General features: G+C 35.8%; 18 protein-coding genes, 2 tRNA genes and 3 pseudogenes. 9 read left to right on the top strand and 14 right to left on the bottom strand.

Features of this window, described 5'->3' with window-relative positions; all coding sequences use genetic code 11:
* Window positions 1–161 precede the first annotated feature (161 nt).
* Complete coding sequence (gene ftsY, locus INQ25_RS00610; protein ID WP_213862773.1) at window positions 162–1,073, top strand: signal recognition particle-docking protein FtsY; 912 nt, start codon at window positions 162–164, stop codon at window positions 1,071–1,073.
* Here the strand turns inward: ftsY and radA are convergent.
* The 9 genes from radA to INQ25_RS00565 all read right to left on the bottom strand — a co-directional run bounded on the left by radA (window position 1,060) and on the right by INQ25_RS00565 (window position 8,073).
* A complete protein-coding gene (radA, locus tag INQ25_RS00605) occupies window positions 1,060–2,403 on the bottom strand; it encodes a DNA repair protein RadA (RefSeq protein WP_213862772.1) in 1,344 nt (447 codons plus the stop codon). The genes ftsY and radA overlap by 14 nt on opposite strands.
* An 834-nt stretch (window positions 2,404–3,237) precedes the next feature.
* Entirely contained in the window at window positions 3,238–3,975 is a 738-nt protein-coding gene (locus INQ25_RS00600) for a putative folate metabolism gamma-glutamate ligase (RefSeq protein WP_213862771.1), read from the bottom strand.
* A 1-nt stretch (window position 3,976) separates the two neighbouring features.
* A complete protein-coding gene (locus tag INQ25_RS00595; RefSeq protein ID WP_213862770.1) occupies window positions 3,977–4,456 on the bottom strand; it encodes a dihydrofolate reductase in 480 nt (159 codons plus the stop codon).
* Entirely contained in the window at window positions 4,453–5,733 is a 1,281-nt protein-coding gene (gene folP, locus INQ25_RS00590; RefSeq protein WP_213862769.1) for a dihydropteroate synthase, read from the bottom strand. The genes INQ25_RS00595 and folP overlap by 4 nt, the downstream gene beginning before the upstream one ends.
* Complete coding sequence (locus tag INQ25_RS00585) at window positions 5,730–6,116, bottom strand: dihydroneopterin aldolase (RefSeq protein ID WP_007548841.1); 387 nt, start codon at window positions 6,114–6,116, stop codon at window positions 5,730–5,732. Before INQ25_RS00585 ends, folP begins: the two co-directional genes overlap by 4 nt.
* 39 nt (window positions 6,117–6,155) lie before the next feature.
* Complete coding sequence (locus tag INQ25_RS00580) at window positions 6,156–6,812, bottom strand: CADD family putative folate metabolism protein (RefSeq protein ID WP_213862768.1); 657 nt, start codon at window positions 6,810–6,812, stop codon at window positions 6,156–6,158.
* A gap of 70 nt (window positions 6,813–6,882) precedes the next feature.
* Window positions 6,883–6,959: transfer RNA gene (locus tag INQ25_RS00575), tRNA-Ile, on the bottom strand.
* Window positions 6,960–7,001: 42 nt separating this feature from the next.
* Window positions 7,002–7,325 (bottom strand): thioredoxin, encoded by a 324-nt coding sequence (gene trxA / locus INQ25_RS00570; protein WP_213862767.1) that lies wholly within the window; start codon window positions 7,323–7,325, stop codon window positions 7,002–7,004.
* A 127-nt stretch (window positions 7,326–7,452) separates the two neighbouring features.
* Complete coding sequence (locus tag INQ25_RS00565; protein ID WP_213862766.1) at window positions 7,453–8,073, bottom strand: ribonuclease D; 621 nt, start codon at window positions 8,071–8,073, stop codon at window positions 7,453–7,455.
* Window positions 8,074–8,245: 172 nt separating this feature from the next.
* Between INQ25_RS00565 and INQ25_RS00560 the strand changes: the two genes are divergently transcribed.
* Window positions 8,246–8,318 (top strand) — tRNA-Gly (locus INQ25_RS00560).
* A gap of 566 nt (window positions 8,319–8,884) precedes the next feature.
* On the opposite strand, the pseudogene INQ25_RS06910 reads toward INQ25_RS00560, so the two are convergent.
* Window positions 8,885–9,790, bottom strand: a pseudogene (locus INQ25_RS06910) (IS110 family transposase).
* A gap of 518 nt (window positions 9,791–10,308) precedes the next feature.
* Between INQ25_RS06910 and INQ25_RS00545 the strand changes: the two are divergent.
* From INQ25_RS00545 to INQ25_RS00525, 4 genes and pseudogenes are all read left to right on the top strand, one after another.
* Window positions 10,309–11,130 (top strand): annotated as a pseudogene (locus tag INQ25_RS00545) (IS5 family transposase).
* A gap of 256 nt (window positions 11,131–11,386) precedes the next feature.
* Complete coding sequence (locus INQ25_RS00540) at window positions 11,387–13,036, top strand: hypothetical protein (protein ID WP_213862764.1); 1,650 nt, start codon at window positions 11,387–11,389, stop codon at window positions 13,034–13,036.
* 284 nt (window positions 13,037–13,320) lie between these two features.
* Window positions 13,321–14,261: pseudogene (locus INQ25_RS06905) on the top strand (IS5 family transposase).
* A gap of 304 nt (window positions 14,262–14,565) precedes the next feature.
* Entirely contained in the window at window positions 14,566–15,069 is a 504-nt protein-coding gene (locus tag INQ25_RS00525) for a protein-disulfide reductase DsbD domain-containing protein (protein ID WP_213862763.1), read from the top strand.
* A gap of 299 nt (window positions 15,070–15,368) precedes the next feature.
* On the opposite strand, the gene INQ25_RS00520 is transcribed toward INQ25_RS00525, so the two are convergent.
* The gene (locus INQ25_RS00520) at window positions 15,369–15,551 is read right to left on the bottom strand and encodes a hypothetical protein (RefSeq protein WP_174515886.1); all 183 of its coding nucleotides are present in this window, start codon (window positions 15,549–15,551) and stop codon (window positions 15,369–15,371) included.
* Between the two features lie 21 nt (window positions 15,552–15,572).
* On the opposite strand from INQ25_RS00520, the gene INQ25_RS00515 reads away from it, so the two are divergent.
* The 3 genes from INQ25_RS00515 to INQ25_RS00505 all read left to right on the top strand — a co-directional run bounded on the left by INQ25_RS00515 (window position 15,573) and on the right by INQ25_RS00505 (window position 19,923).
* Entirely contained in the window at window positions 15,573–16,916 is a 1,344-nt protein-coding gene (locus tag INQ25_RS00515; protein WP_213862762.1) for an alanine:cation symporter family protein, read from the top strand.
* Window positions 16,917–16,951: 35 nt separating this feature from the next.
* Window positions 16,952–17,110, top strand: coding sequence for a hypothetical protein (locus INQ25_RS00510; protein WP_153296804.1), 159 nt, complete (start codon window positions 16,952–16,954; stop codon window positions 17,108–17,110).
* A 152-nt stretch (window positions 17,111–17,262) separates the two neighbouring features.
* Window positions 17,263–19,923, top strand: coding sequence for a hypothetical protein (locus INQ25_RS00505; protein ID WP_213862761.1), 2,661 nt, complete (start codon window positions 17,263–17,265; stop codon window positions 19,921–19,923).
* Here INQ25_RS00505 and INQ25_RS00500 read toward each other — a convergent pair.
* The 3 genes from INQ25_RS00500 to INQ25_RS00490 all read right to left on the bottom strand — a co-directional run bounded on the left by INQ25_RS00500 (window position 19,915) and on the right by INQ25_RS00490 (window position 23,270).
* On the bottom strand, window positions 19,915–20,511 hold the full coding sequence (locus INQ25_RS00500) for a Maf family nucleotide pyrophosphatase (protein WP_007550161.1): 597 nt from the start codon (window positions 20,509–20,511) through the stop codon (window positions 19,915–19,917). The two genes, INQ25_RS00505 and INQ25_RS00500, sit on opposite strands and share 9 nt — an antisense overlap.
* A complete protein-coding gene (gene infA, locus INQ25_RS00495; RefSeq protein WP_007550159.1) occupies window positions 20,489–20,752 on the bottom strand; it encodes a translation initiation factor IF-1 in 264 nt (87 codons plus the stop codon). Before infA ends, INQ25_RS00500 begins: the two co-directional genes overlap by 23 nt.
* A 112-nt stretch (window positions 20,753–20,864) precedes the next feature.
* Window positions 20,865–23,270: a hypothetical protein gene (locus tag INQ25_RS00490; protein ID WP_213862760.1), complete on the bottom strand. Its 2,406-nt coding sequence runs from the start codon at window positions 23,268–23,270 to the stop codon at window positions 20,865–20,867.
* Window positions 23,271–23,276: the final 6 nt, after the last annotated feature.

The raw sequence follows: 23,276 nt of genomic DNA, 5'->3' as shown, positions 1-23,276 counted from the left end.
GCTATTCTACATTATAACATATTTAGGTTAAAAACTAAAGAAAAATGCACTAGCAAACAGTATATTTTACTCACAAAATATATGGGTTACGAGTGTATTTACTTTACAAATACATGTAGTGCATGTCATTCTCTATATTGTAATTAAAAAGGAGTATTCTCTTGAGTTTATTTGGTAACCTTTATAAAGGCTTGTTAAAAACTTCTTCTCGCTTTAGCAACGGAGTAAAAAGTATTTTCTCTGACAAAAAAAAATTAGATCAGTCGCTTTTAGATGAGCTAGAAGAATTGCTAATTAGCATGGATATTGGTCATAAAACTTCCAAGTTGATTATTGACAGGCTCACAAGCATCAAGTTTGACAAGGAAGTTGAGTATAATATTATCTCGCAGCAGTTAATGAACGAAATAGAAGCTATATTAAATCCGGTCGTGCAGCCGTTAGTTTTGAATAAAAAACCCCACATAATAATGGTATGTGGAGTAAATGGTAATGGTAAAACCACAACTATAGGTAAGCTCGCATATAAATATAAGGAGATGGGAAAATCCGTTATGCTTGTTGCATGCGATACATTTAGAGCTGCTGCTAGTGAGCAATTAAACATTTGGGCAGAACGTTCTGATTGCTTAATTGTTACTGGAGAGTACGGTAGCGACTCTGCAAGTGTGGCATACAGAGCTGTAAGTCAAGCTATAAAAGACAACGTTGATGTTGTTCTAATTGACACAGCAGGAAGGCTGCAAAATAATGTGAACCTTATGGAGGAGTTATCAAAAATATATAGAACGATAAAGAAATTGGATGACACTGCCCCTCATGATGTTATTTTAGTTCTTGATGCAACTACCGGCCAAAATGCTTATAGCCAATTAGAAGCATTTAGCAAAATGGTTAATGTTACCGGGCTAATCGTAACAAAGCTAGATGGCACTGCTAAGGGTGGAGTGGTAATTGGACTCGCAGAAGCCTATAAGATAAAGTTATATGCTATAGGAATTGGCGAAAGTATAGAGGACTTAAGGGAGTTTACTAGCAAAGAATTTGCTGAAGCGTTATTTAATTGTAATTAAAAATTTCTCTTAATTCCCTTACGTGACCAAGCTTAATTATCTCAATATCGTGAGAAGAGTAATTACCATTTTTAGGCATAATTGCTTTTTTGAATCCTAACTTTTGTGCTTCTTTTAGTCTGAGATCAGCATGCGAGACATTCCTAATTTCTCCTGAAAGTGCAACTTCACCACAGATTATTGAAGAAGTTGGCAGCGGTAAATTTACTACACTTGAAATAAGGGAAGCAGCAACAGCAAGATCAGCCGATGGTTCCTGTATTTTGAGTCCCCCTGCAATGTTTAGGTATACCTCTTTATCATGCAAAAACATTTTACAGCGAGCATTTAGCACCGCGATGATCATAGCCAATCGATTAATATCCCACCCAACTACTGCCCTTCTTGGGGTTGCCATATTAGTCCCTGCTATTAATGCTTGCACTTCCATTAAAATTGGTCTTGAACCTTCAATTCCTGCAAATACGGCGCTGCCAACTACTTCTCTGTCATGGGCCATCAGAAACAATGATGATGGGTTATCAACAGGCACAAGTCCTGCTTCAGACATCTCAAAAACACCAATTTCATTTGCAGGGCCAAATCTATTTTTAATAGTGCGTAAAATGCGATATTGATTACTATTTTCACCTTCAAAATATAATACCGTATCTACCATATGCTCCAAAGTTTTAGGTCCAGCTATTTGTCCATCCTTAGTTATATGGCCAACTATTAAGAGGGAAATACCATATTGTTTCGCAAGAATGGTTAATTCATGTGCGCAAGTGCGGACCTGAGTTACAGTTCCTGGTGCTGATGTAATTCTGCTATCATACATTGTTTGTATAGAGTCAATTACTAAGAATTTAATACTTTTGTTTTCCTTTATTGTTGCTACTACATCAGTTAAAGACACTGTAGACAAAAGCTTAATTTTAGGTTCATTTATCTTAAGACGCTTTGCTCTGAGACTCACTTGCTCTAAAGATTCCTCGCCGGATACATAAAGACATTCAAAAGAGGAAAGTTGCACAACATTAGCTGCAATTCTAAGCAAAAGGGTAGATTTTCCAATACCAGGTTCGCCTCCAATTAAAATGCTAGCACCTTGAACGATACCCCCACCAAAAACTCTATCTAATTCTTCTATTCCTGTTAAAAAACGACTTGGAGTGATAATTTCGCTACCCGATAACGTCTTTATTAAAATTGGTGCAGATATACTTCTTTTGCCCATTTTTACTGCTATTTCCTCAACAATTGTATCCCAATTGTCACATGCGATGCACTTCCCTACCCACCTACCAGTGCTGTGACCACAGGATTGACATACATATACAGTTTTCATCAAAGCCAAAATTATTTTGTTGTAATTGTAATAAAAATTAGCTGAATATGCGAAGTAAATCTATAGCTAACCCAAGAAAGGGTTCCCTATGTCATACCGCGATTCATTCGCGGTATCTCTAGATCCCGCTAACAAGTAGCGGGATGACGAGGTCATGCCACCGCGCGAACCGTCATACCGTCACGGTATCTCTAGATCCCGCTAACACGTAGGGGAATGACGAGGTCATGCCGCCGCAAACCGTCATACCGCCGCGGTATCTCTTAGCCGCTAACACGTAGCGGGATGACGGTTGTCGTTTAGCTACAAACGTTAAGAAATTTACCAAATGAAAAAAAAGGCAAAAGAAGCCCTGGGGTTATTATCCGCTTTAAAATATTGGCGTTTTTTATGTTTTAAACGCTTGACAAGCAAGATTAAGCTGCTTTTAATTGCAACTAACTTACGCTGCAAATGTTTAAGAAGTTTACTAAGCAGAAAAAAAGACAAAGAATCCCCGAGTTAGCTAGTCTTTTACTATCTCTGTCGAGTATTGGCATTTTTTGATGTCTTGTAACGCTTTATAAGCGCGTTCAGCTTATTTAGATAAAAATCTAGATGTAGATGAAGTTTTGTAAAGACATACAGTATCTATATACTGCAAAAAATTGAACATAAGACGCCGATACATTAAGTAATCCTTACCTTTTAATCTGCAGATTGGCGAAAGCAAATACAATAGCTTCACTATCATGATAAGAGGGCTGGCGGAGTTTGTCAAGTAAGTTTTTTGTTTCTATTCCCAATGTTGTATGGTTATGCAAGAAGTCTAATAGCAAATTTTTAAGTTCCTCTTTAACTCTTTAACCAGCGGGCTCGCATGAGGAGAGGAGAGTAAAGGTCCTCTTCCATAGATATCTTCACACTTTTTTCTTCTTCTGTAGTTGGCGGACGAGTAAGAAAGTGAATCTTTGGTGCGCCACTAATTATTGCCATTGGTGTTTGCTCCGCCCCTTCTCCCATAACTAAAACAGCAGACGTTGCCAGCGCATCAAGAAGATTGACTTGTGTTACTTGCAGTGGTTGATCATAAAGATCTGGCTTGCCTATATAGGAATAAAATGGTTCAAATCCACACCAACCAAGAGCAACGCCCGTAACCCCAAGGCGCATAGGTGTTATGTTACTATCTGTAATCAAAATACCAAGATGTTTTATGCAGTGTTTTGTCTTGAGATAGTTCCATATTGATAGAGCTGTTTTCTGAACATCCTTTGGGTATAAAATATACATTTCATTACCATTTGATTCATCAATACCAGCAGATGGAATTAAGATATTGTCTTTGATTGTTAAATAGATGCCGTAAGAATTATGGTCTACACCAACAATTGCATCAGCTTCTCTTTTGATTAGCTCTTCTTTAGAACAAGCAGTTTTGCAAACCACTTGTTTTTGACAAACAGAAATGATTTTTGATGTGATAGCAAGAACAACTTTCTCTCCTAGCAACTCTGAAACATAGCGATCAAGAACCTGCTCTAATACTTCTCCACATTCAATGCGGTGGGTATAAATTGCTTTAACATGCATATTAACGTGTTAGCCTACATATAGTATAATCTTTCGTTTTGGTGAGAATAGTTTTATGCCATCCATCAAGAAGTGTTAAGTTGAAATATACATCACCTTTATAGGGTTTGTGAATTTCTGTTATGATAAATTCTGAGATTAGATCATACTCCAAAAAAAGATGCGCTATTTGTGCTCCACCAATCATGAAGACTTTAGAATTACTTTGGATTGACAAAAACTCTTGCATAGAAGAAATAATAGTGCATTTTACTCCTCTGTTAAAACAAGAATTTAATTTGTCACGAGAAAAAACAACAGGGATACGATCCTTTAATATGTTTTGAGACATAGTTTCAAATGTTTTTCTTCCCATAACAATAACTTGTTTGTCAGTCACCTGACGAAAATGATCTAACTCACTTGGATAATGCCAGGGCAATCCATTATTTATTCCAATTACCCCCTTGGGATCAACAGCCATAATTCCGATAACTATCATCCCTGTAAAGCAGCTTGAGCTACAAAGAATCGCATGTGATCACGCACATTATGCACTCGAAGGAAATCAACCTTGTTGTGCAATGCAGATGATAAAGCAATTGTTTCTAAATCTCGGTTAAAGACAGGTTCTATAGAAAAAGAAGAAATAAATGACTTTCTAGAATGACCAACCAGAACTTTGCAGCCAAAACTTTGCAATGCTTCTATATTGCGTAAAATCCAGATATTCTGATATAGAGATTTGCCAAAACCAATACCAGGATCAATAATGATCGAGCTTTGATCAAAACCTAGAGCTAGTAATCTATTAATGTTCCTTTCTGCCCAATTATTTATGGTATCAATTGGATCAATGTCACTTGGGATAATGTTGTCACTATATGGTGGTATGGAGAGTGAATGCATAATAACGATACTACATCCACTGCTAGCAATCGCTTTTAAGGTATTATCATCTAGATCTCCCTTCTGATCGTTTACCCAGGCAATGTTGTAGTGCTCCAAAACGTTCAAAATAACATCTGGCCAGAAACTATCAATGCTGACTTTAATGTCACCAACTTTCATATATTGATTAAGGTCATCAAGCACTGGTTTTAAGCGTGCATATTCTGCTTTTGGAGTTTGTATTGAGGAGCCAGGTCTTGTTGATTGAGCACCAAGTTCAACTATGCTTGCACCATCTGATAACAGCCGCAGTGCCTGCTTGGTTGCTTGATCTGCATCATAATAAAGACCACCATCTGAAAATGAATCAGGAGTAATATTAACAATACCTACAAGCTCTGGTGAAAGCGTAAAACTCCTTAAAAAGCAATCCTTAATGTTAGGGTTAATAGTACCAAACGTTTTGTTAACTACTGCCATGGGACTCAGCATTGCCATCAAATGAAGCAAAAATGGTCTGTTTATCAATTCTGGGTGAGGAATCTTAAGGTAGGATGTATCAAGTGTCAGGTTATCCCATAACAAAATATCCAAATCAATAACGCGAGGTGCCCATTTTTCATAGACCTGCTGGCGGCCAATGTCACATTCAATTTGTTTAAGGCCCTTTAACAGCTCTTCAGGAGAAGAAGAACAACTTCCATACACAACCATATTTAGAAATGGCCTGTCCCACCCAGGTGGAGCATCATTTGGTAAAATAGCCTTAGTTTCCAGAATAATTGAAGATTTTAAATTTTTAAAATAGCGTTCCTGCAGTAACTGAGCAGCCTTTTGTAAATGGGAAAAGCGATTCCCCATATTTGAGCCAATAGAAATGTAAATCATTCTTGCAACGCATTACGATAAGTAAAGAAAACACCTCCATGCACACTGGGGACAGGTGGTGCAACTTTGTGAATAGTTACGCCTATAGAAGAAATAATAAGCTTTTTTTGCATCACAAGGTTATTAATGGTCCTGTATATATCATGAGTTAAATGCTCGATTAAGTTGAATTGCTTGCTTTGAACGAGAGATTGAATACTCTGAACTACCTCCAAGTAGCATATAGTATCCTCAAGCCGGTCAGTTGTAAGTCCTAAAGGGGGGGATTTAAAGGTAAAATCAATATTAACACTAACTAATTGAGAATGATACTTCTCTTCTGCACTATAGCCTAAATGAACCCAAAGCCGTAAGTCAGATATAAGAAGATTACATGCAGACATTGCATTCCAACATCACTGAGTTTAAGCTACTTACAACTACTAACACACGCTAGCATTCATCATTCCATCAAGAAAACCCCACAAGAGCCTTGCTCCCTTTTGAGCACCCTGCATAACTTTATCTTGCTCTTTTTCATCTAGATCTTCAATAAGATTTGCACATTCCTCAGAATGCCATTCATCAGCATGCATATGGACCGTAAAAAATTGAAGAGAACGCTCATCACTTATTGAATAGTGTTTTTTTAAACCTTCAATTTTAGACTTGGAAACCTCTGGAGTTTGACGTTCGTAAGCGTACAAGGCTCCAAGACCTGCTGCAAAACCTGATCTTACAATGTCAAAGTAACCATCAATTAATTCTTGTGTCTCCTTAATCTGTGCACTTTCACGAAGATCAGATCGCGCAACGCCAAGCCCTTCAGCAAAACGTTTCCATAACTCTGGATGATTTTCATCACCTTGTTCCTCTTCTATTAAATTACCAAGTAAAACCTGTCGCATTTTTAGATCTGGGCACAGAAAATGTATACCACTGATGTAACGAGGAAACGCAGCAACGTGGTGATAATATTCTTTAGCATAGGTTTGTAAAGCTTGCAAGCTTAAGCTTCCTGTATTCCATGATTGGTAGAATGGATGATTTAGTAAGTGCAACCCATCTAACTTATTATTCAAAGATTTAGTAAATTCCATTATTTCCTCTATTATATCAACATATAATTCATATACTATAGTTTTCTCATTGTTACGATCATGCTAACAATGGTGGGATTGGTAGGACTCGAACCTACGGCCAATTCGTTATGAGCGAACTGCTCTAACCGACTGAGCTACAATCCCTTTTATCAAGATTTATAATACACACAAAAGCAAATTTGTCTATTAGCTTATTTCACTATCAACCCAACTTGGCAAATCATTTGTTGCACCAATTTTGCGTGCAATTTCCTTACCATCTTGAAATATGATTAAAGTGGGTATAGATTGCACTCCATACTTACTTGGCACTTCAGTCCCTTCATCTATGTCGAACTTGCAGATCTTAATCTTGCCTTTTCTGTCTTTAGCCAACTGTTCAATACGCGGCATTAGACTTTTACATGGCCCACACCATTCTGCCCAAAAATCTACCAGAACAAACCCTTTATAGTCAGTGACTTCAGATTTGAAATTTTGATCATTTACCGGTGTAATATCATCACTCATAAAATACCTAAACTTAAAACGATTGCTTGTAAAATATAGCGTATCTATTAGCAGTTAATCAACTAAATTCTTACCGCAGAGCTTGAAAAATTGCCCTAAAGTGTTTTGCACAAACAAAAAACTTCTATTACATCTGGTGGTTAAAGATATCCACGTTTTCCCAACCCATTAAGTCTAATTCAATACGAGTAGGAAGAAATTCAAAGCACTTTTGGGCCAATTCTTTTCTATTTTCACGCTCCAGCATTAAGTCTAGCTTTTCCTTTATCCTGTGGAGATACAAAACATCAGATGCAGCATAACTTTTTTGTTTGTCTGTCAAATTTTCATTTCCCCAATCAGAAGATTGCTGTTGCTTATTTAATTTGGTGTCAAGTAGTTCTAAGCACAGTTCTTTTAAGCTATGATTATCTGTGTAAGTGCGAACTAACCGTGAAGCTATTTTTGTGCAATAGCACGGAAGTGCCCAAGTTTTCAAGTAATAACGTATTATGCTCAGATCAAATCGTGCGAAGTGAAATATTTTAGTTATATTTTTATCCTCTAATATTTTTCTCAAATTTGGCGCTGTATAATCGTTCTTGAGTTGAACTAAGTGAACGTTGCCATCATTAAAAGAGAGCTGCACAAGGCATAATCTATCTCTGCTATGAAGTAGCCCCATTGCCTCGGTATCAACAGCTATAGACCTTATATCATCTGGTATTGAACTAGCTGGCAAGTCGTCTTTATATAAAAATATTCCCATAAAGCTTTGTGGAATAATTAAAAACTTATGATAATCAAAAATAAGCCTTAAGTATACGAAAAGATCATAGAAGGAACCACGCAAGTTTATGGGCTCTCACATTTTTCGTGTACACGGGGTTTACAAATCGCTGTATATGCCTATAATTAAGTAAATTTAGGTTAATTTAATTGCGGGAGTAGCTCAGTTGGTAGAGCGCAACCTTGCCAAGGTTGAAGTCGAGGGTTCGAACCCCTTCTCCCGCTCTTTGCTTTCAAAATCATTTCGTCAAAAATCCCTTGACAAACTCCGCCAGCTCCCTTATCATGATAGTGAAGCTATTGTATTTGCTTTCGCCAATCTGCAGATTAAAAGGTAAGGATTACTTAATGTATCGGCGTCTTATGTTCAATTTTTTGCAGTATATAGATACTGTATGTCTTTACAAAACTTCATCTACATCTAGATTTTTATCTAAATAAGCTGAACGCGCTTATAAAGCGTTACAAGACATCAAAAAATGCCAATACTCGACAGAGATAGTAAAAGACTAGCTAACTCGGGGATTCTTTGTCTTTTTTTCTGCTTAGTAAATTTCTTAAACATTTGCAGCGTAGGTTAGTTGCAATTAAAAGCGGCTGAATCTCGCTTGTCAAGCGTTTAAAACATAAAAAACGCCAATATTTTAAAGCGGATAATAACCCCAGGGCTTCTTTTGCCTTTTTTTTCATTTGGTAAATTTTTTAATATTTATGCGGAAGGTGTCATTCCAGCGCGTGACGCTGGAATCCCAAAAAAAGGATGATGTCATCCGAGTAGCTGACACTGGAATCTACCGTCTAAGATAAAAGTTGTTATTTTTTATCATGGCATTTAAACAAACGATAATTTTTCTCATGACAGCAACTAATGCAACTTTAGCAGCTTTGCCAGAATCAACCAAACGCTGCTTTCATTTTTCTGTTGTGGCGCATAGCAACAAGAGCTGACATGTATAGTGCTTTCCTTGCATAAAACCTGCCTCCTTTGATTTGAGCTTTGCCAACTTTTCTTCCACTTTCACTAGTTTTAGGTGCAACTCCAACTAAGCATGCAATTTCTCTATTCTCTAATCTACCAAGCTCAGGCACCTCTGTCAGTAGAACGCTCGCCGTCTTTGATCCAATACCTTTATAGCTGATTAAAAGCTCATTTTTTCCTTTCAATTCAGCTATTGCGTCTTCTATGTCTTGCCTAATTTCTTTCAATTGTTTTTCAGCAAACCCTATCTGTCTTTCTATGTATTCTCTAGCTTTTCCCGTCGCACTTTGCAGGCGACACTTGTTTGCATGAATTGCATCATTTAAATTACGCTCAACTGCCCCCAGCTCCTTTAATTCCTCTTGCTTTTGTGAAATTATACATCCTTTTACTTCACCGTCTTTACTGACAAATTCAGCGTATTTTTCCAGTAATTTAGCATCTAACTTGTCAGTTTTTGCAAAATGATTGCAAGCTTTGGCAAATGCATATACCCGATTCGGGTGAGCTTTATGGACAGTTATCTTGCAACAATTTTATAATGAGCTTTTCATAGCCACCAGTTTACACATAACTTGATGGGTAAATCGACTATATTTGTTTCTATAAACTTAGATATAGCATCACTCACGTTTGCTATGCGCTTATGCTTGCCATTAATTGAGATGTCCAATGCTTCCTTGGAAACATCTACTCCCATGAAAATTATTCTAGCCATTTTTGTACCTATAAATATAATCAAACAATAATGCAAAATGCTGTATACAGGATTGTAATTCGATCTTTTAGATCCACCTACCGTTCGTACTACATTTTGCTTTAAGCCTTACTATTACCCACAAATAAAAACATAGTATTGTATTTACTCAAATAATTTAATTTTATTAACCTGAAAGCTTATTAGATTAAAATTATTAAACTAAGAGTTATAATTTTAGCAACTAAAAGCTGTAAATTGCACCATATAAACAGTTATTTCAAGCAAAAGTTATGCCATTAAGAGCTATGCAACAAACATTTATATTTGTGGGTAATAGTAAGATCTAAATCCGATAGAGCATTGTTGGCACACCATCAAAAGTCGCCTCAGACCTCTAATGCATCAATGTACAGACTTACACCTTTTAGTTGGTAATACCATTTTAGACGTTTATCATTCGTTTTAGAAAATACTATAGAGGTTGTCCACAAACCAAGGAATACGTAGTATATAAAGAAAGAATATTGAGGTAAGAGATGAGGAAAAAATATCCAACAGATTTAAGTAAAAGGGAGTGGGCAAGAATAGAAAAACACTTCAGAGTATCGTACAAGAAAGGAGGAAGGCCACCAAAATACAGTAAGTGTGAGATAGTAAATGCAATTCTTTATATACTGCGCACAGGATGTCAATGGCGCTATTTACCACACGATTTTCCGCCGTGGAAGGCTGTGCATGAACAGTTGAGAAGATGGAAAAAGCAGGGAATTTTTGAGAAAATGAACTATGATATCACTAAATATAGTAGGTCAAAAATGGGAAGCCGAGCGCATGCATAGTGGACAGTCAATCGGTAAAAACCACGGAAAAAGGGGGGTCAAAGGTTATGATGGTGCGAAAAAGGTAAAGGGGAGAAAAAGACATATAATCACAGATACTCAAGATTTGTGCTTGGTTGCTATGTAGGAGCTGCAAGCGAAAATGACAGAGATGGGGTGAAGATGGCATTGGACAATATGAAGGAAAAATACAGCAATATTAAGAAAATGTGGGCTGATATGGGATACCAAGGAAAAGATTTAAAGGATTACGTAAAGAGAGAATATGGGATAGATATTGAAATTGTCAAAAGGCCTCCATGTAGGTTTTGGGTGCATAAAGATACACCACTAGAACTATTGCCACAACGGGATCCTGGATTTTCAGTACAGCCGAGAAGGTGTGTGGTAGAGAGGACTTTTGCTTGGATCAATAGAAATAGAAGGCTATCAAAGGAGTACGATTTACTTACAACATCTACTGAAAGTTTCATATATCTGGCTATGAGTAAAGTTATGTTAAGTAGGGAATATGCTTGATTTACTGGTTTGTGGACAACCTCTAGTAGCGGAATGACGAATTTTTGTTTTTCAAATTGTCGTAAGTCAGTTTAGCTATATAAAACATAGTATAAAAAGAGCTATTTCAGCAAAGTTTCAAACAAATAAAGTTCATTAGCCTCACAATTGGCACTTTATGGGATACACTTGATACATAAATTTAAAACACAAGTTAACGAATTATTATGATTTTTACCAAGATAATAATATAGTAAGATTTGGTAGTGAGGTATCAATGGGAAAAGACACTAACGCATGGTCTTATGAGAAGACTGATCCAAATCATCACGATTGTGCAAACGATGGCACTTGTGGGCAATCTATAACGAATTTTTGGATTGGTGATTCTGATATTTTCTTCTATGATAGCGATGAAACAGTGATTGCGCAGATACCTAAGTTGCCTAACGGAAACTCTATTACATACTATAATAATTTATATAAAACTGCAGAATCAAGAAACTTTGGTGAGAATACAAAATACGAAGGATTACAAGATGTGCTGCCTAATCAATTCAACTATAGGTGTAAAGATCTAGATTTCACCATAAATTTTGATAGCCTATCACAACGCGAGCAAGATCAAGTAAAAATGGATATCCAAAGTGCTTATGATGCATATAAAGCAAAGTTTTGTATTGATAGACCAGAAGCTGTACAGATCTATATTTTTAATAATGAAGATGATTATAGGAAATATGGTGCTCTAATTCCGAGATTTGCTGGATATCAGAGTATGATTGATAATTCTGGGGGAATGGCATATAAAGAAAGCCTGATGTGCTATAAAACTGCTTATATGGATAATATTTTAGCCCATGAATTGGGTCACGTATTTCAAAACAAGTTTTCCCCAACAAAAGTAGGAGAATTGGACTATGTAAATAGTCAGCTGATGGCAAATGCAATTGGACTTGAGGTAGAAGAAAAAAATTATAAAGCTATTTGCAAGCAGATGGGTGTAGATGAATATATGGGTGTAGATGAATATGAAGACCGTGGATGGATGTTTAAATTTAAATACGAAGGGATCAATTATAATATACAACACAAAGGTTATCTTTTAGTAGTAGAAGAAAAACTTCGATTGATTCAAGATATAAAGAACTCTCATGAATCGCTCGTTAGTGAATATTATAGATTAAATAAAGAGCCATTAAGTCAGAATACAACTGTAACAATGTCTATGAATAAAAACAAAGAAGAGGTAAATGAAAACCGCACGAATCCAGAGCCAGAAGAAGAACAAAAAGGTGATGACTACACAGAGGCTACAGAAGTGTTGCAATTTAAGTACAAAGGGACCAATTATGCTATACAACACAGAGGTTACCTTTTAGTAGAAGAAGAAAAACTTCGATTGATTCAAGATATAAAGAACTCTCATGAATCGCTCGTTAGTGAACGTTATAGATTAAATGAAGGGTCATTAAGTCAGAATGCAACTGTAGTAATTTTTGTTGATGAAAACAAGGACATAGAGAAAATGTATTTTCATAATCCAGACAAGAATATGTCCAAATGGTTAGATAAGACACTCATAAGCAGAAGTAAACCTGAACAAGATGTGGATGACACAGCAGGAAAAGAGCCTGAACCAGAATCAGCCGAAGAGGATACTCAGCAACCCAGTAATTTCTTATCCAATATTTTTTCAGCAATTAAATCCATTATTGATTCTATCTCATCACTCTTTTCATGGTTATTTGGGTCGAAAGAGAAAGAGTCTAATCAACAATCTGATGATAATCCTTCTTTGTTTAAGCTCGATGCTAATGAGTTAGATCACGAAGTTAAGCCTGATGCCAATGAGTTAGGTCACGATGTTAGAGATCACTTATCAGACAATTATAACCATTACAACTCATCTGATGGGCTAATGTAATATAGCTAATTTACAGTATCTGTTCAGATGCATGGCTAATGTACAAATATTGAAACAAAAATTCCAGTGCCCCTGTGATGTCATTCCAGTGCTTGACACTGGAATCCAGCATTTCCATAATCATCAAAACATTGTATTTTAACAAAAAACAGCTATTTTTATGCTTGCCAACTTAATAAAATTCCTGGATCCCAGTGGGCTTTGTTGCATTGCTCAAGTGAAAAGAACTGGCAGTTACTGACAAAATTCATTATAAATAGCCATTTAACTGTTGAAGAAAAAATATGCCACAAAAAATGAGAGTCAGTAACTGCCATGAATATAACAAATTTCTCCAAGAAAGAAGAAGCATTTTTTGTTATATCAATGACGCCATAGAAAATTGGTACGAGAATTGTCCAAAAATGCAGGGCGGCAACTATATTTATAGTGATAAAGTTGTGATTTTGGTGCATATAATCGTCAGTTTCTTTAGAATTGGTTTAAGACAAACAGTCGGGTTTATAAAAGGGTATTTGCAACAAATAGGAAGAGATTTGGCAGTTATCAGCTATTCACAAGCATCAAGAAGGTTTAAGAAACTTAATATTAAGATAAATGATTGCAGAAAATAATATGGAAGATATCGAAATTGCTATAGACAGTACAGGAATTAGTATATACAACAACACACAGCAAGGAAAATAGCACTGACAGAAAATATCGTGGCTATGAGCAAACGAGAAAATTGCACGTAATGTTGAATATAAACAACAAAAAAGCCATAGCTGTAAAATACAGTAACGGTGTCTACTCTGATCACTATGGAGCTTGTGATTTGCTAAAAGAAGTTGATTTTCAGCATGCCATAAAAGCACTATATGCAGATAGAGCATGTGATAGGCACAAGTTTTATAAGTTGTGTAACGAATATGATATAAAGACAAAAATTCCACCAATAAACAATGCGGCAGAACATCCAGAAATAGATTATATGTCTGACAGGAATGCTGCTATTAGGTTAATAAAATTATACGGTGAAGATGGCATGAAAGAATGGAAAAAAGAAGTAAATTATGGGAAAAGATCTTATATTGAAGGGTTTTTCTCAAGATTAAAGCAAATATTCGGATTTAGTTTTAGGAATAAATCTGAGATAAATCGAGAAAAAGAACTGCTAATCAAATGCTATTTGCTTAATAAATTCACTGATATTGGTATGGCTAAATTTGAGATAGTTACATGAATTTACCATAAATCACCATCTCATAAAGTGTGATGCAACAAAGCCATCCCAGTGTCAAGCACTGGGATGACACCCTCCTTATGGGCCAAAATCACAATGTTCGTACAGTTGTGGATTCATTCGCGGTATCTCGGCATAGATTCCGCTAACAAGTAGCGGAATGACGAATTTGTCGTTTTTCAGATTGTCGTAAGTCAGTTTAGCTATAGCATAATGCTATATTAATAAATAATCTATATAATACTATTAAATATAATAATTAAAATCTAAATTACTTTCTCTATAAAAGGAGAAATTTACCTTAATGAAAATACATATATATTTAATATTGTTTTTATTTTTTTCTTGCACTCAACTATATGCTGACGAGGAAATTGCAAAATTTGATTTGCTTATTGGCGAGATAAATGAAGCAAGCTTCACTCTTAAAGGTGCAATAAAGGTTACAGTAGAACCAGGCTGGCACATATATTATAAAGATCCTGGAGATTTTGGCCTTCCCACGTCTATTAGTTGCAAAGGTAATGCATCAGATATAAATATTCACTGGCCTATTCCAAAGGAACATAAAGATAAAGTAGGGAGAGAGACGTTTGTAAGTAACGTATATGAGGATATGGTATTATTTCCCTTTAAGATGAATATATTTTTAAATCAAGGGTATATTGACCTTAACTTCCATATAAATTATGCGATATGTAAAGATAGGTGCATCCCTAAAAATGTTGAGATAAAAATCAGGCAACCATTAAAGGATTTTATAGATTCTGATATCAATAAACTTATAAATGAGTGGTATGAAAAATAGAGTTCTCATGGGGTAGGTGTCATTCCAGCGCGTGACACTGGAATCTCATTTACTTTTTTGTTCACTATGTGAGGAACTTGGGCCTACAAGTATATAAACATAATGGTTTCGCATAAAAAATTTAGATCCCAGTGTCACGCACTAACTGTACGAACATTGAGATATAAGAGTAATTTGTACCAAGAAAAAAGATGTCATCCCAGTGCCCAGACACTGGGATCCAGATTGGACACTAAGTTGGTGAGTATAAAAGTAGCTAACCTTATGTTAAAACACAATATTTTTGGTGAGGGGTTGCATTAAAAGCTGGATTCCAGTGTCAAGCACTGGAATGACATCGTCTTAACATTGTACCATATTACAATGTTCGTACAGTTATGTGTCACGCTACTTGGATGACAAGAAAAGGTTTCTAGAATGACGGAAACGAAGTCATACATAGAAAATAGGTTAGGTATTTTCAATTTTTGTTGTATACTCAAATAAAAATCTCACTTTTACAGATGGATACAGTAAAGTTTGTTTTATTACTGCCAACAATATTACTCATGCTAGTTGCTGGTGTTTACCTATCGATTAAACTAAAATGGCTACAGGTATTTAGATTACCATACGCCCTTTCACTCCTTGGAGCTAAAAAAGGAGAAAATAAATTTTCTTCTATAGCCGCTCTGTTTACAATTTTAGGGGGAAATTTAGGAGTAGGAAATATTTCAGGAACTGCTGTTGCTCTAAAAACCGGAGGACCGGGCTCTATTTTGTGGATGGCGATAATTATTGTTATCACTTCTGTGATAAAATATGTCACTTGTTATCTAAGTATAAAAACCAGAAAGGAAAAGAACGGACGGTTTATAGGTGGCCCTGTAGCCTACATGGCTGATGCATTTAACTCTAGAAAAGCTACAATTGTGTTTCTAGTTGTTATGATAATGGTTTCAATAACAGTTGGTAACCTTGTTCAGGTAAATTCTCTATCAATACCACTTAACATGATAGATGTGCCTGTAGTCATTGGTGGCATTGTAATGGCCATAATATTTTTTGTTGTTGCAGCTCTCAGCTTAAAAAAAATTAAAATTTTTATATCGGCTATGATACCGATAATGACGGTAAGTTACCTCACACTTTGCGGTATCATATTATTTAAATTTAGTGAAAATATTCTTCCTTCTCTAAAACTAATAACAAGCAGTTTTTTTACAACTAGTAGCTTTAACTCTGGTTTATCTCTAGGTTTGATTTTAGAAATGTTGACTATTATTCAAGTTGGAACTTTGCGAGGTATTTTTGCAACAGATATAGGGCTTGGCCTTGAAGGAATCGTACATTCTTCAATTGTTCCTAAGAAAAATAATAATAAATTTATTATTGAGCAGAGTCTAATTACGATAATATCGCCTTTTATAGTTGCGTTTATAGTGTTTATTACAACAATGGTACTGCTTGTCACAGATTCTTGGGTCACTGATTTAGAGAGCACTAACATGTGCATATTTGCTTTTAGAAAGGCAATGAATTGGCCTTATATTGACTATTTAATTATGGCCATAATGTTTTGTTTTGCTTTTACTACTATTTTTACTTGGTTTTTTTGCTCAAAACAGACAATACGCTATGTGTCTATGGATAATAAATACACTAAAATCTGGATTGTAATTTTTACCATGATCATTCCGCTTGGTGCGATAGGTAAAGTCCGGTTGCTATGGGATGTTGCTGATATCTCGATTGCTGCTTTGTTGTTTATCAACATACTCGCTATACTCAAGCTAACCTCTCAAGATCCAGAAGTGTTTACTATGAGTAGCAGATATTTGAAGTTGCAAAAACAGAGCTATAGCTAAAGCAATTTAGGCTATGCAGCTGTTGTGATATAAAAGTGATTTCCGCCAAGAAGGATGTCATCCCAGTGCCCAGACACTGGGATCCAGGAATCTTGATTGGCACTAAGTTAGTGAGCATAAAAGTAGCTAATCTTATGTTAAAACACAACATTTTTGATGGGGTTCGTGAAAGGCTGGATTCCAGACTGGAATGACAACTTAAATCGTTTGATGTTACCATAAAATAGCTTGTGTCATCACATTAGTAACACAACCTTCCTTAATAAAAATTCAACCAATGCTTGTGATAATTATATTAGCTAGTATTAGCTAGAACTAAAGGCAGAGGGTTATTAGTGAGGGATATATGGGCACTAACGATACACAACAAGAACACATTTATAATGAGCGCATTCAAGAAATTTTTCCTTTATTTGATAAAATAAGAAAGGAAGACGACCCAATTTATAATGCTAGAGTTGATTTTAACACAGTAAAGTTTTTAACAAAACACGCCAACTGGAATTGGGACGAAGAAGAAAACAAAGATAAAGCATATGGAGTTATTCTTCAGAAATGCGACAAGATAAAGACAGCTAGACAAGACCTTGAAAGTGAAGTTAAAGAAAGGTTGAAAGAGTATGTTGATGATGTTGCAGGAGTTTCAATATACGGTAATCACGCAAGTATTACGCTGGGAGATAACAAAAAAGAGTTTAAAATCAGCGAATTTTTAAACAGTGATTTTTGTCAGAAGAATGGAATCTCGGGGTTTTCAACGTTGCATAGTGATGGAAAGAGCGGAATGCACGGTTTTGTTGCCGAGGAAGGTGAAGGGAAAGAAAAGAGAAAAGTAAGACATTATGTCGTAACCGATGGTTCATATGAAATGACGCTAAATTGGTATGTGAATGGGGAAAAGTGTACTATCAAAATCAATATTGATAAAGATGGTGTAGAACTTATTGAAGGTAATGGCGTTACTGAAGATCAGCTAAAAGCAAATAAAGACGTAAAAATAGGTGGTTTATTCTTGCATGAAATAGAATTCAGGGAAAAAGGAAAAGTGAATGAGGTGCAACATAATAAAGACAGTAACGAGCTATCATCTGAAACTACAACAAGAATTGATGTTAATAGAGATGTTAGCGTTCAAGCTACTGATATAACTCGAAAAAAAGAAGATCACCATTCACATTTTGGACCACAATCTAACAGCAGAAGGCAGTCTTACGATAGCGGAATTGGAAAAGATTTTGACGATAAAATTAATTCTCAGGAGGCTAAAGAAAAGCGTGAGCTTAGACAAGCAGCACGAGAAGCAAATTCGGGAGGTCAAGTTTATAACCTACAATCGCTTTTTGAGGAGAATCCTCAGAACAAAAAAACTCCTCCGCCACTTCCACCTAGAACTAGTTTACTACCACCTAAAAAAGGTGTTTTCGATGAGCAAGGGGGAGCCAAATCTGGAAGCCAAAAACCAGATGACTTGCGCGAAAATGAGCAAACACCTAATAATCAGCAAAAAGGTGCAACTTCTGATTCTTCAGATAGTTCTACTTTCACCAAGTCTGTAAGCCACAATCAAGATAATAGGCAAGAAGATGAACGGTATGACAATCCTACATTTGGACATGCTGTACCTGGAAGCCAAAAACCAGATAGAAGTGAGCAAACACCTAATGATCAGCAACAACCTAAAACCCAGCAACAAGAAGGAAATAGCAAAGGCGATCTGTTACAAGACATCAGAAATTTCAAGAAAAACAACTTACGGCACATTGATGTTGATGATAGAAAAGCATCAATTGCAGGAAGTAGAAAAAATAACCCATCACCGTTAGAGACATTAAAGGACATAATTCCTTATTCATCTTCTCCAGATAACAGTGATAACCAAGATGCTAGTGATGCTAAGTGGAAAGAAAGTGAACAGCCGCTCTCTGCTACAGCACTCAATAATAAAAGTGACTCGGGCTATTCATCTCCAACTCATGACAATAATGAACAATCTCAAGTAAATCCTGAACAGTTAAAGAAGAGCTTAGAGAACATTGAACAAAGTGATCAAACTCCACCTGAAAATCTTCTTAAAGAAATCAGAGATAGATCACAGCAGGATAATAGAGGATTAAGGCAAGTTGATCCTACTGATAAACTGTCACAAGATAAAGAAGATGGATTGCAAAAAGACGATTTAGCAGATGTAAAAATAGTGGAAGGTCCAACTATTAGTGTCTCTGCTTCAACACCAAATAGTATAAGTGATTCAGGCTATATATCTCCAACTAATAGTGATAGTAAATCTCAAACAGATTTAAAACAGGTAGGAAGGAAATTAGAAGAACATATTAGACAAAGTAATCTAACTCTATTTGAAGAACTTAAAAATACATTAGGTCAAGAAAATCTCGGGTTAAAACCAGCTGATCAGAGTCAGATTAGCGAAGAAACTAAAAAACGCTTGAGAGAAGTTGGGTTGCTAAAAGACAGCTCAACAGACATAAAAGCAAACGATTCGGGCTATTCATCTCCAACTCATGACAATAATGAACGATCTCAAGTAAATCCTGGACAGTTAAAAGCGAGCCTAATGAATGTTGGACAAAGAGATGATACTCTACTTACGGAATTTACCAGTAAGTTGGATAAAGAAACTCAGAAGTTTCCACTAAAACCAGTGGATCAAAGAGGAATTAGTGAACAAACCAAAGAACATTTATTAGCAGCCGGGTTGCTAAAAGACAGCTCAACAGATGTAAAAACAGTGGCAGAACGAGAAAATGCTGACACTAATCCAACCGTAGATAAAAATAGCGAACTATATAAATTACTAGAGAAAGATGAAGCACAACTGAAAGCTGGAGTAATAGAAGAAGAAAGAGGAGATACTTTAACAGAACACACTGATGGTTATGATCGCAATAGAATTGCATTAGCTAACAGAAATAAAAGACCACTAGATTGGGCTAAACAGGTTGCTGAGTCACAACAAAAAAAAGATACTAATAAAGGTATTTCAATATAAATTGAAGTTAAAATAATTGCTTAGCAAACAATAGGTTTCATGTAATGGTAACCCTATAACGGAAGAGTAGGAGCCGCGTAAGAACAATACGAACACTCCAGCTAGGCCTTGTATATTGCATCCCCCCGCCCTATTTTTCCACTCTTCTGATGCTAAATAATACTTAATTTCTTGTTCACTGAGACGTTTAAATTTCACTATTGTAACCACAGTCCTGATATGTTGTTTAGATTGATCGGGAGTTAATAGACATACACTGGTGTATACTCTATGCCTTCTTCCTGATAACAAGCGGATACATTTTTCTGCTTGCTCAACGTTTTCAGCTTTGAGCAATATCCTTCTACCACAAGCAACAACTGTATCAACACCAAGCACAAAGTAATTTGGATTTGAGCTTTGTATTTTCTCCGCTTTACTTTTTGCCATACGGATTGAGTAATCCTTTGGAAGTTCCTTTTTTAAAGGGGCTTCATCTATATCTGCTGGCAAAATTAAACCTGGCTCAATGTTTATTTGTTTTAGTAAAGCTATACGCCTTTTCGATGATGAAGCAAGAATAAGATTATTTAGAGATCGTTCTGTCACTTGTACCTTTAAGCCTTCTAATGATCCTACCCTTTCTCGCATTCCTATCGTAAATGCTCATCTCAACTAACACCCTATCCCCTATAATGATGCGTATTTTACTTCTTCTCACTTTCCCTGATACATGACAGATAATCTCATGTTCATTGTCCAGTTTCACTCTAAATTCTGCTGCAGGTAGTAAAGCAGTTACTGCCCCTTCCACTTCAAAAATTGTTTTCGATTTCTCGTCTTTTATCATATGTTATATTATAATTTAATAATCTTTTTTAGTCTACTATAGATTTTAAATTATTATCAACACAAAAGACCTTTTGCGCCCCACTTAAGTTGCAACTTAACCCCAACCATCTTCACAATGATACCCTACCTACGTTTCTACTCTCTGCCACCTTCTCAATAGAACTTATAGGACTTATGTTGAAAGATAAATCATTATCACAATTTTCTTCATCGCTATCAAGTCCACTATCAACGCTTAAAGATCTGAGTAATGTTGTCTTCTCTCTCAGTGGAACATAAGACTCATTATCAACGCTTGAAGATTTGGATAACCTTTTCTTCTGTCGTGGAGCATTACCAGACTCATTAGAAATTTCTCCCGTTAATTGATTGTTGAAGCTCCTTTGTTCATCAGCACGAATTTTTTCTTCCAGTCCATCAAGCATTCCTACCAATTCATCACCCCATTCATTTTCTTCTTCTAATAATTGTTTACACTTTTCTTTCTCACGCTCTAGCTCGTTTCTTAACTCTTCGACTTTATCTTCATCTTTAGTGAGTTCAAGTGTAAGCACCTTATCTCCTGGAAATTCCTCGTACTCGTTTTCTAGCTCTTCAATGTTGAGTTTTAGTCTCTCTTCTCCAAGTGTATCTTGTAAATTGCTATCCTGCCTATCTGATTCTTTAATCTTTTGCTCAATTTCTACTTGTACCTTATATTCCTGATCTAATTCTCTTAGCTGATCTTTCAAGCGCTCTTTCTGCTGGCGTCGTTCAACCATTATCTGTTCCGCATCTTCTCGTGCTTGATTTAGCTCTTTTTCCAAATTCTTCTTTCCTGCATTAACAATTTTCAGCTCTTCCTTTAGCTTTCTTTTTTCTTCATATACACCTTTAAGTTCTTGTGCTTTCCCTTGTAGCTCTTTTAACACACCTGCTAATTCTTCATTTTTTTGTGCCAGTTCAGTTTGCAATTCCGTGTTTTTTTGCTCCTCTTTTTCAAACCTGTCTTGTAAATTGCTATTCTGCTTCTCTAACTTTACAATTGTTTGATTAGCTTCTGCTTGGGTTGTTTCTAGTTTCTCCTGTAGTCGCTGATTTTCTTGTATTAATTCATGGTGCTTTTTATTTATCACTTGCAACCCTGCTTCTATTTCTTGCTTCAATTCAACAGCTTCTTTTTTCAAATTTGACATTTCTTGCTTCAATTCAACGTTTTTTTCGGACAGCATCTGATTATTTAAAATCAATTCATCCATTTGTTGTGAAGCAAATTCTGTCTGAGTTCCAGTGTGCTGTAAATTGACTTCCGTTTTAGTTTCGATTTGTTGTGAAGCAACTTCTGTTTGAGTTGATGCATTGCTATTAATAGAAGGAGGAAGGCTATTGTCAGCATCAACTTTAGGGTCTAATTCCCCCTCTGGTTCCTCGCGATAGGCCGCTATAGACTCATTTTGAAAATTATTATTAGCAGTAGGTACAACATCAGCAGCCTTACCTTTTTCTAGTACAGCATCATATAAGGAGAGACCTTGAATATATAATTCATCGTTTTGCTTTATTAATTCTAAGATCTCATCCGATAGCACAAAATCTTCATCATTAAATTTTAGTACTTCAGTTATGCCATCGCTACTCACATTCATAATCATGGTACACATTTCGGATCCATCCTTTACAGGCCAAGTGCTTTTCATTTCATAATATGCGCCCTCTTTAAATTCATAATATCTTTCCTTACCTTTCCGATGAGCGTGTATTTCATGTTTTTTATTGCAATAGATATTCAGCTCTTTAATATCTTTCTCTTGCTGTAAAATGTCACTAATCCTGGTTGGCTCACTTCTATTGTAATTAATAGAGTTGATATTCAAAACTCTATAAGCGTTATCAGTTTCTGTGTAATAAGCTTGAAGCTCTACGCCTTTCCTTCCAAGATATTTACTTGCAGCTTTTTTTCCCTGCTCTGCCAACTTTATGCATTTATCTATATCTTTCTTAAAGCTCTTATTAGCAGACTCTGTTACTGCTTTATCTATGTACGTTTTTTTAAAATCTCTATCATTTATTAGGTCATAAAAACTCCACTCATCTCTATAAGCCTTCTGTATAGCAGTGAAGTCACTTTCTTCTTTCAAAAGCATTAAGAAGCTTACCTTGTCTCCTAGGTCTTTTAGTTTAAAGCCTGTTATTATCTTCTCTAATTGAGAAAATTTTTCAGCAGGATTATTTAAATTTTTTAACTCTTTGTATAATTTATTATTTTCTGCAATTGAGCGGCAGAACTTTATTATAGCAGAGTCCTTAGTGAAAGAATTGTCTTTTTCCATTTTATTGATACAGTCCTTGAGGGATGTAAAATGCGATTCAAGCCATGACGAATATATATCGTATTCATAAAATGCCAACAAGCAATGTATTGCATTCCAAGCACATGATGCTACCCTTATAACTGATTCAACATCATAATTCTCTGACTGATTACTTGTTTTTCCTGCCTCTGCTGTTTTTTCTTCCTTAGCCAAACTTCCAGTCATAATACG

The organism is Wolbachia endosymbiont of Rhagoletis cerasi (assembly GCF_018454475.1).
Lineage (GTDB): Bacteria > Pseudomonadota > Alphaproteobacteria > Rickettsiales > Anaplasmataceae > Wolbachia > Wolbachia pipientis.
Note: the sequence above shows the minus strand (reverse complement) of the source record. Positions and strands in the feature narration are given on the sequence as shown.

Bases quoted from the DNA above. Each gene is read 5' to 3' on its own strand.
- INQ25_RS00600 (WP_213862771.1), bottom strand. From the start codon at position 3,975: ATGCATGTTAAAGCAATTTATACCCACCGCATTGAATGTGGAGAAGTA.
- INQ25_RS00580 (WP_213862768.1), bottom strand. From the start codon at position 6,812: ATGGAATTTACTAAATCTTTGAATAATAAGTTAGATGGGTTGCACTTA.
- folP (WP_213862769.1), bottom strand. From the start codon at position 5,733: ATGATTTACATTTCTATTGGCTCAAATATGGGGAATCGCTTTTCCCAT.
- INQ25_RS00585 (WP_007548841.1), bottom strand. From the start codon at position 6,116: ATGTCTGCATGTAATCTTCTTATATCTGACTTACGGCTTTGGGTTCAT.
- radA (WP_213862772.1), bottom strand. From the start codon at position 2,403: ATGAAAACTGTATATGTATGTCAATCCTGTGGTCACAGCACTGGTAGG.
- INQ25_RS00515 (WP_213862762.1), top strand. From the start codon at position 15,573: ATGGATACAGTAAAGTTTGTTTTATTACTGCCAACAATATTACTCATG.
- INQ25_RS00595 (WP_213862770.1), bottom strand. From the start codon at position 4,456: ATGATAGTTATCGGAATTATGGCTGTTGATCCCAAGGGGGTAATTGGA.
- INQ25_RS00490 (WP_213862760.1), bottom strand. From the start codon at position 23,270: ATGACTGGAAGTTTGGCTAAGGAAGAAAAAACAGCAGAGGCAGGAAAA.
- infA (WP_007550159.1), bottom strand. From the start codon at position 20,752: ATGATAAAAGACGAGAAATCGAAAACAATTTTTGAAGTGGAAGGGGCA.
- INQ25_RS00505 (WP_213862761.1), top strand. From the start codon at position 17,263: ATGGGCACTAACGATACACAACAAGAACACATTTATAATGAGCGCATT.
- INQ25_RS00525 (WP_213862763.1), top strand. From the start codon at position 14,566: ATGAAAATACATATATATTTAATATTGTTTTTATTTTTTTCTTGCACT.
- INQ25_RS00540 (WP_213862764.1), top strand. From the start codon at position 11,387: ATGGGAAAAGACACTAACGCATGGTCTTATGAGAAGACTGATCCAAAT.
- trxA (WP_213862767.1), bottom strand. From the start codon at position 7,325: ATGAGTGATGATATTACACCGGTAAATGATCAAAATTTCAAATCTGAA.
- INQ25_RS00565 (WP_213862766.1), bottom strand. From the start codon at position 8,073: ATGGGAATATTTTTATATAAAGACGACTTGCCAGCTAGTTCAATACCA.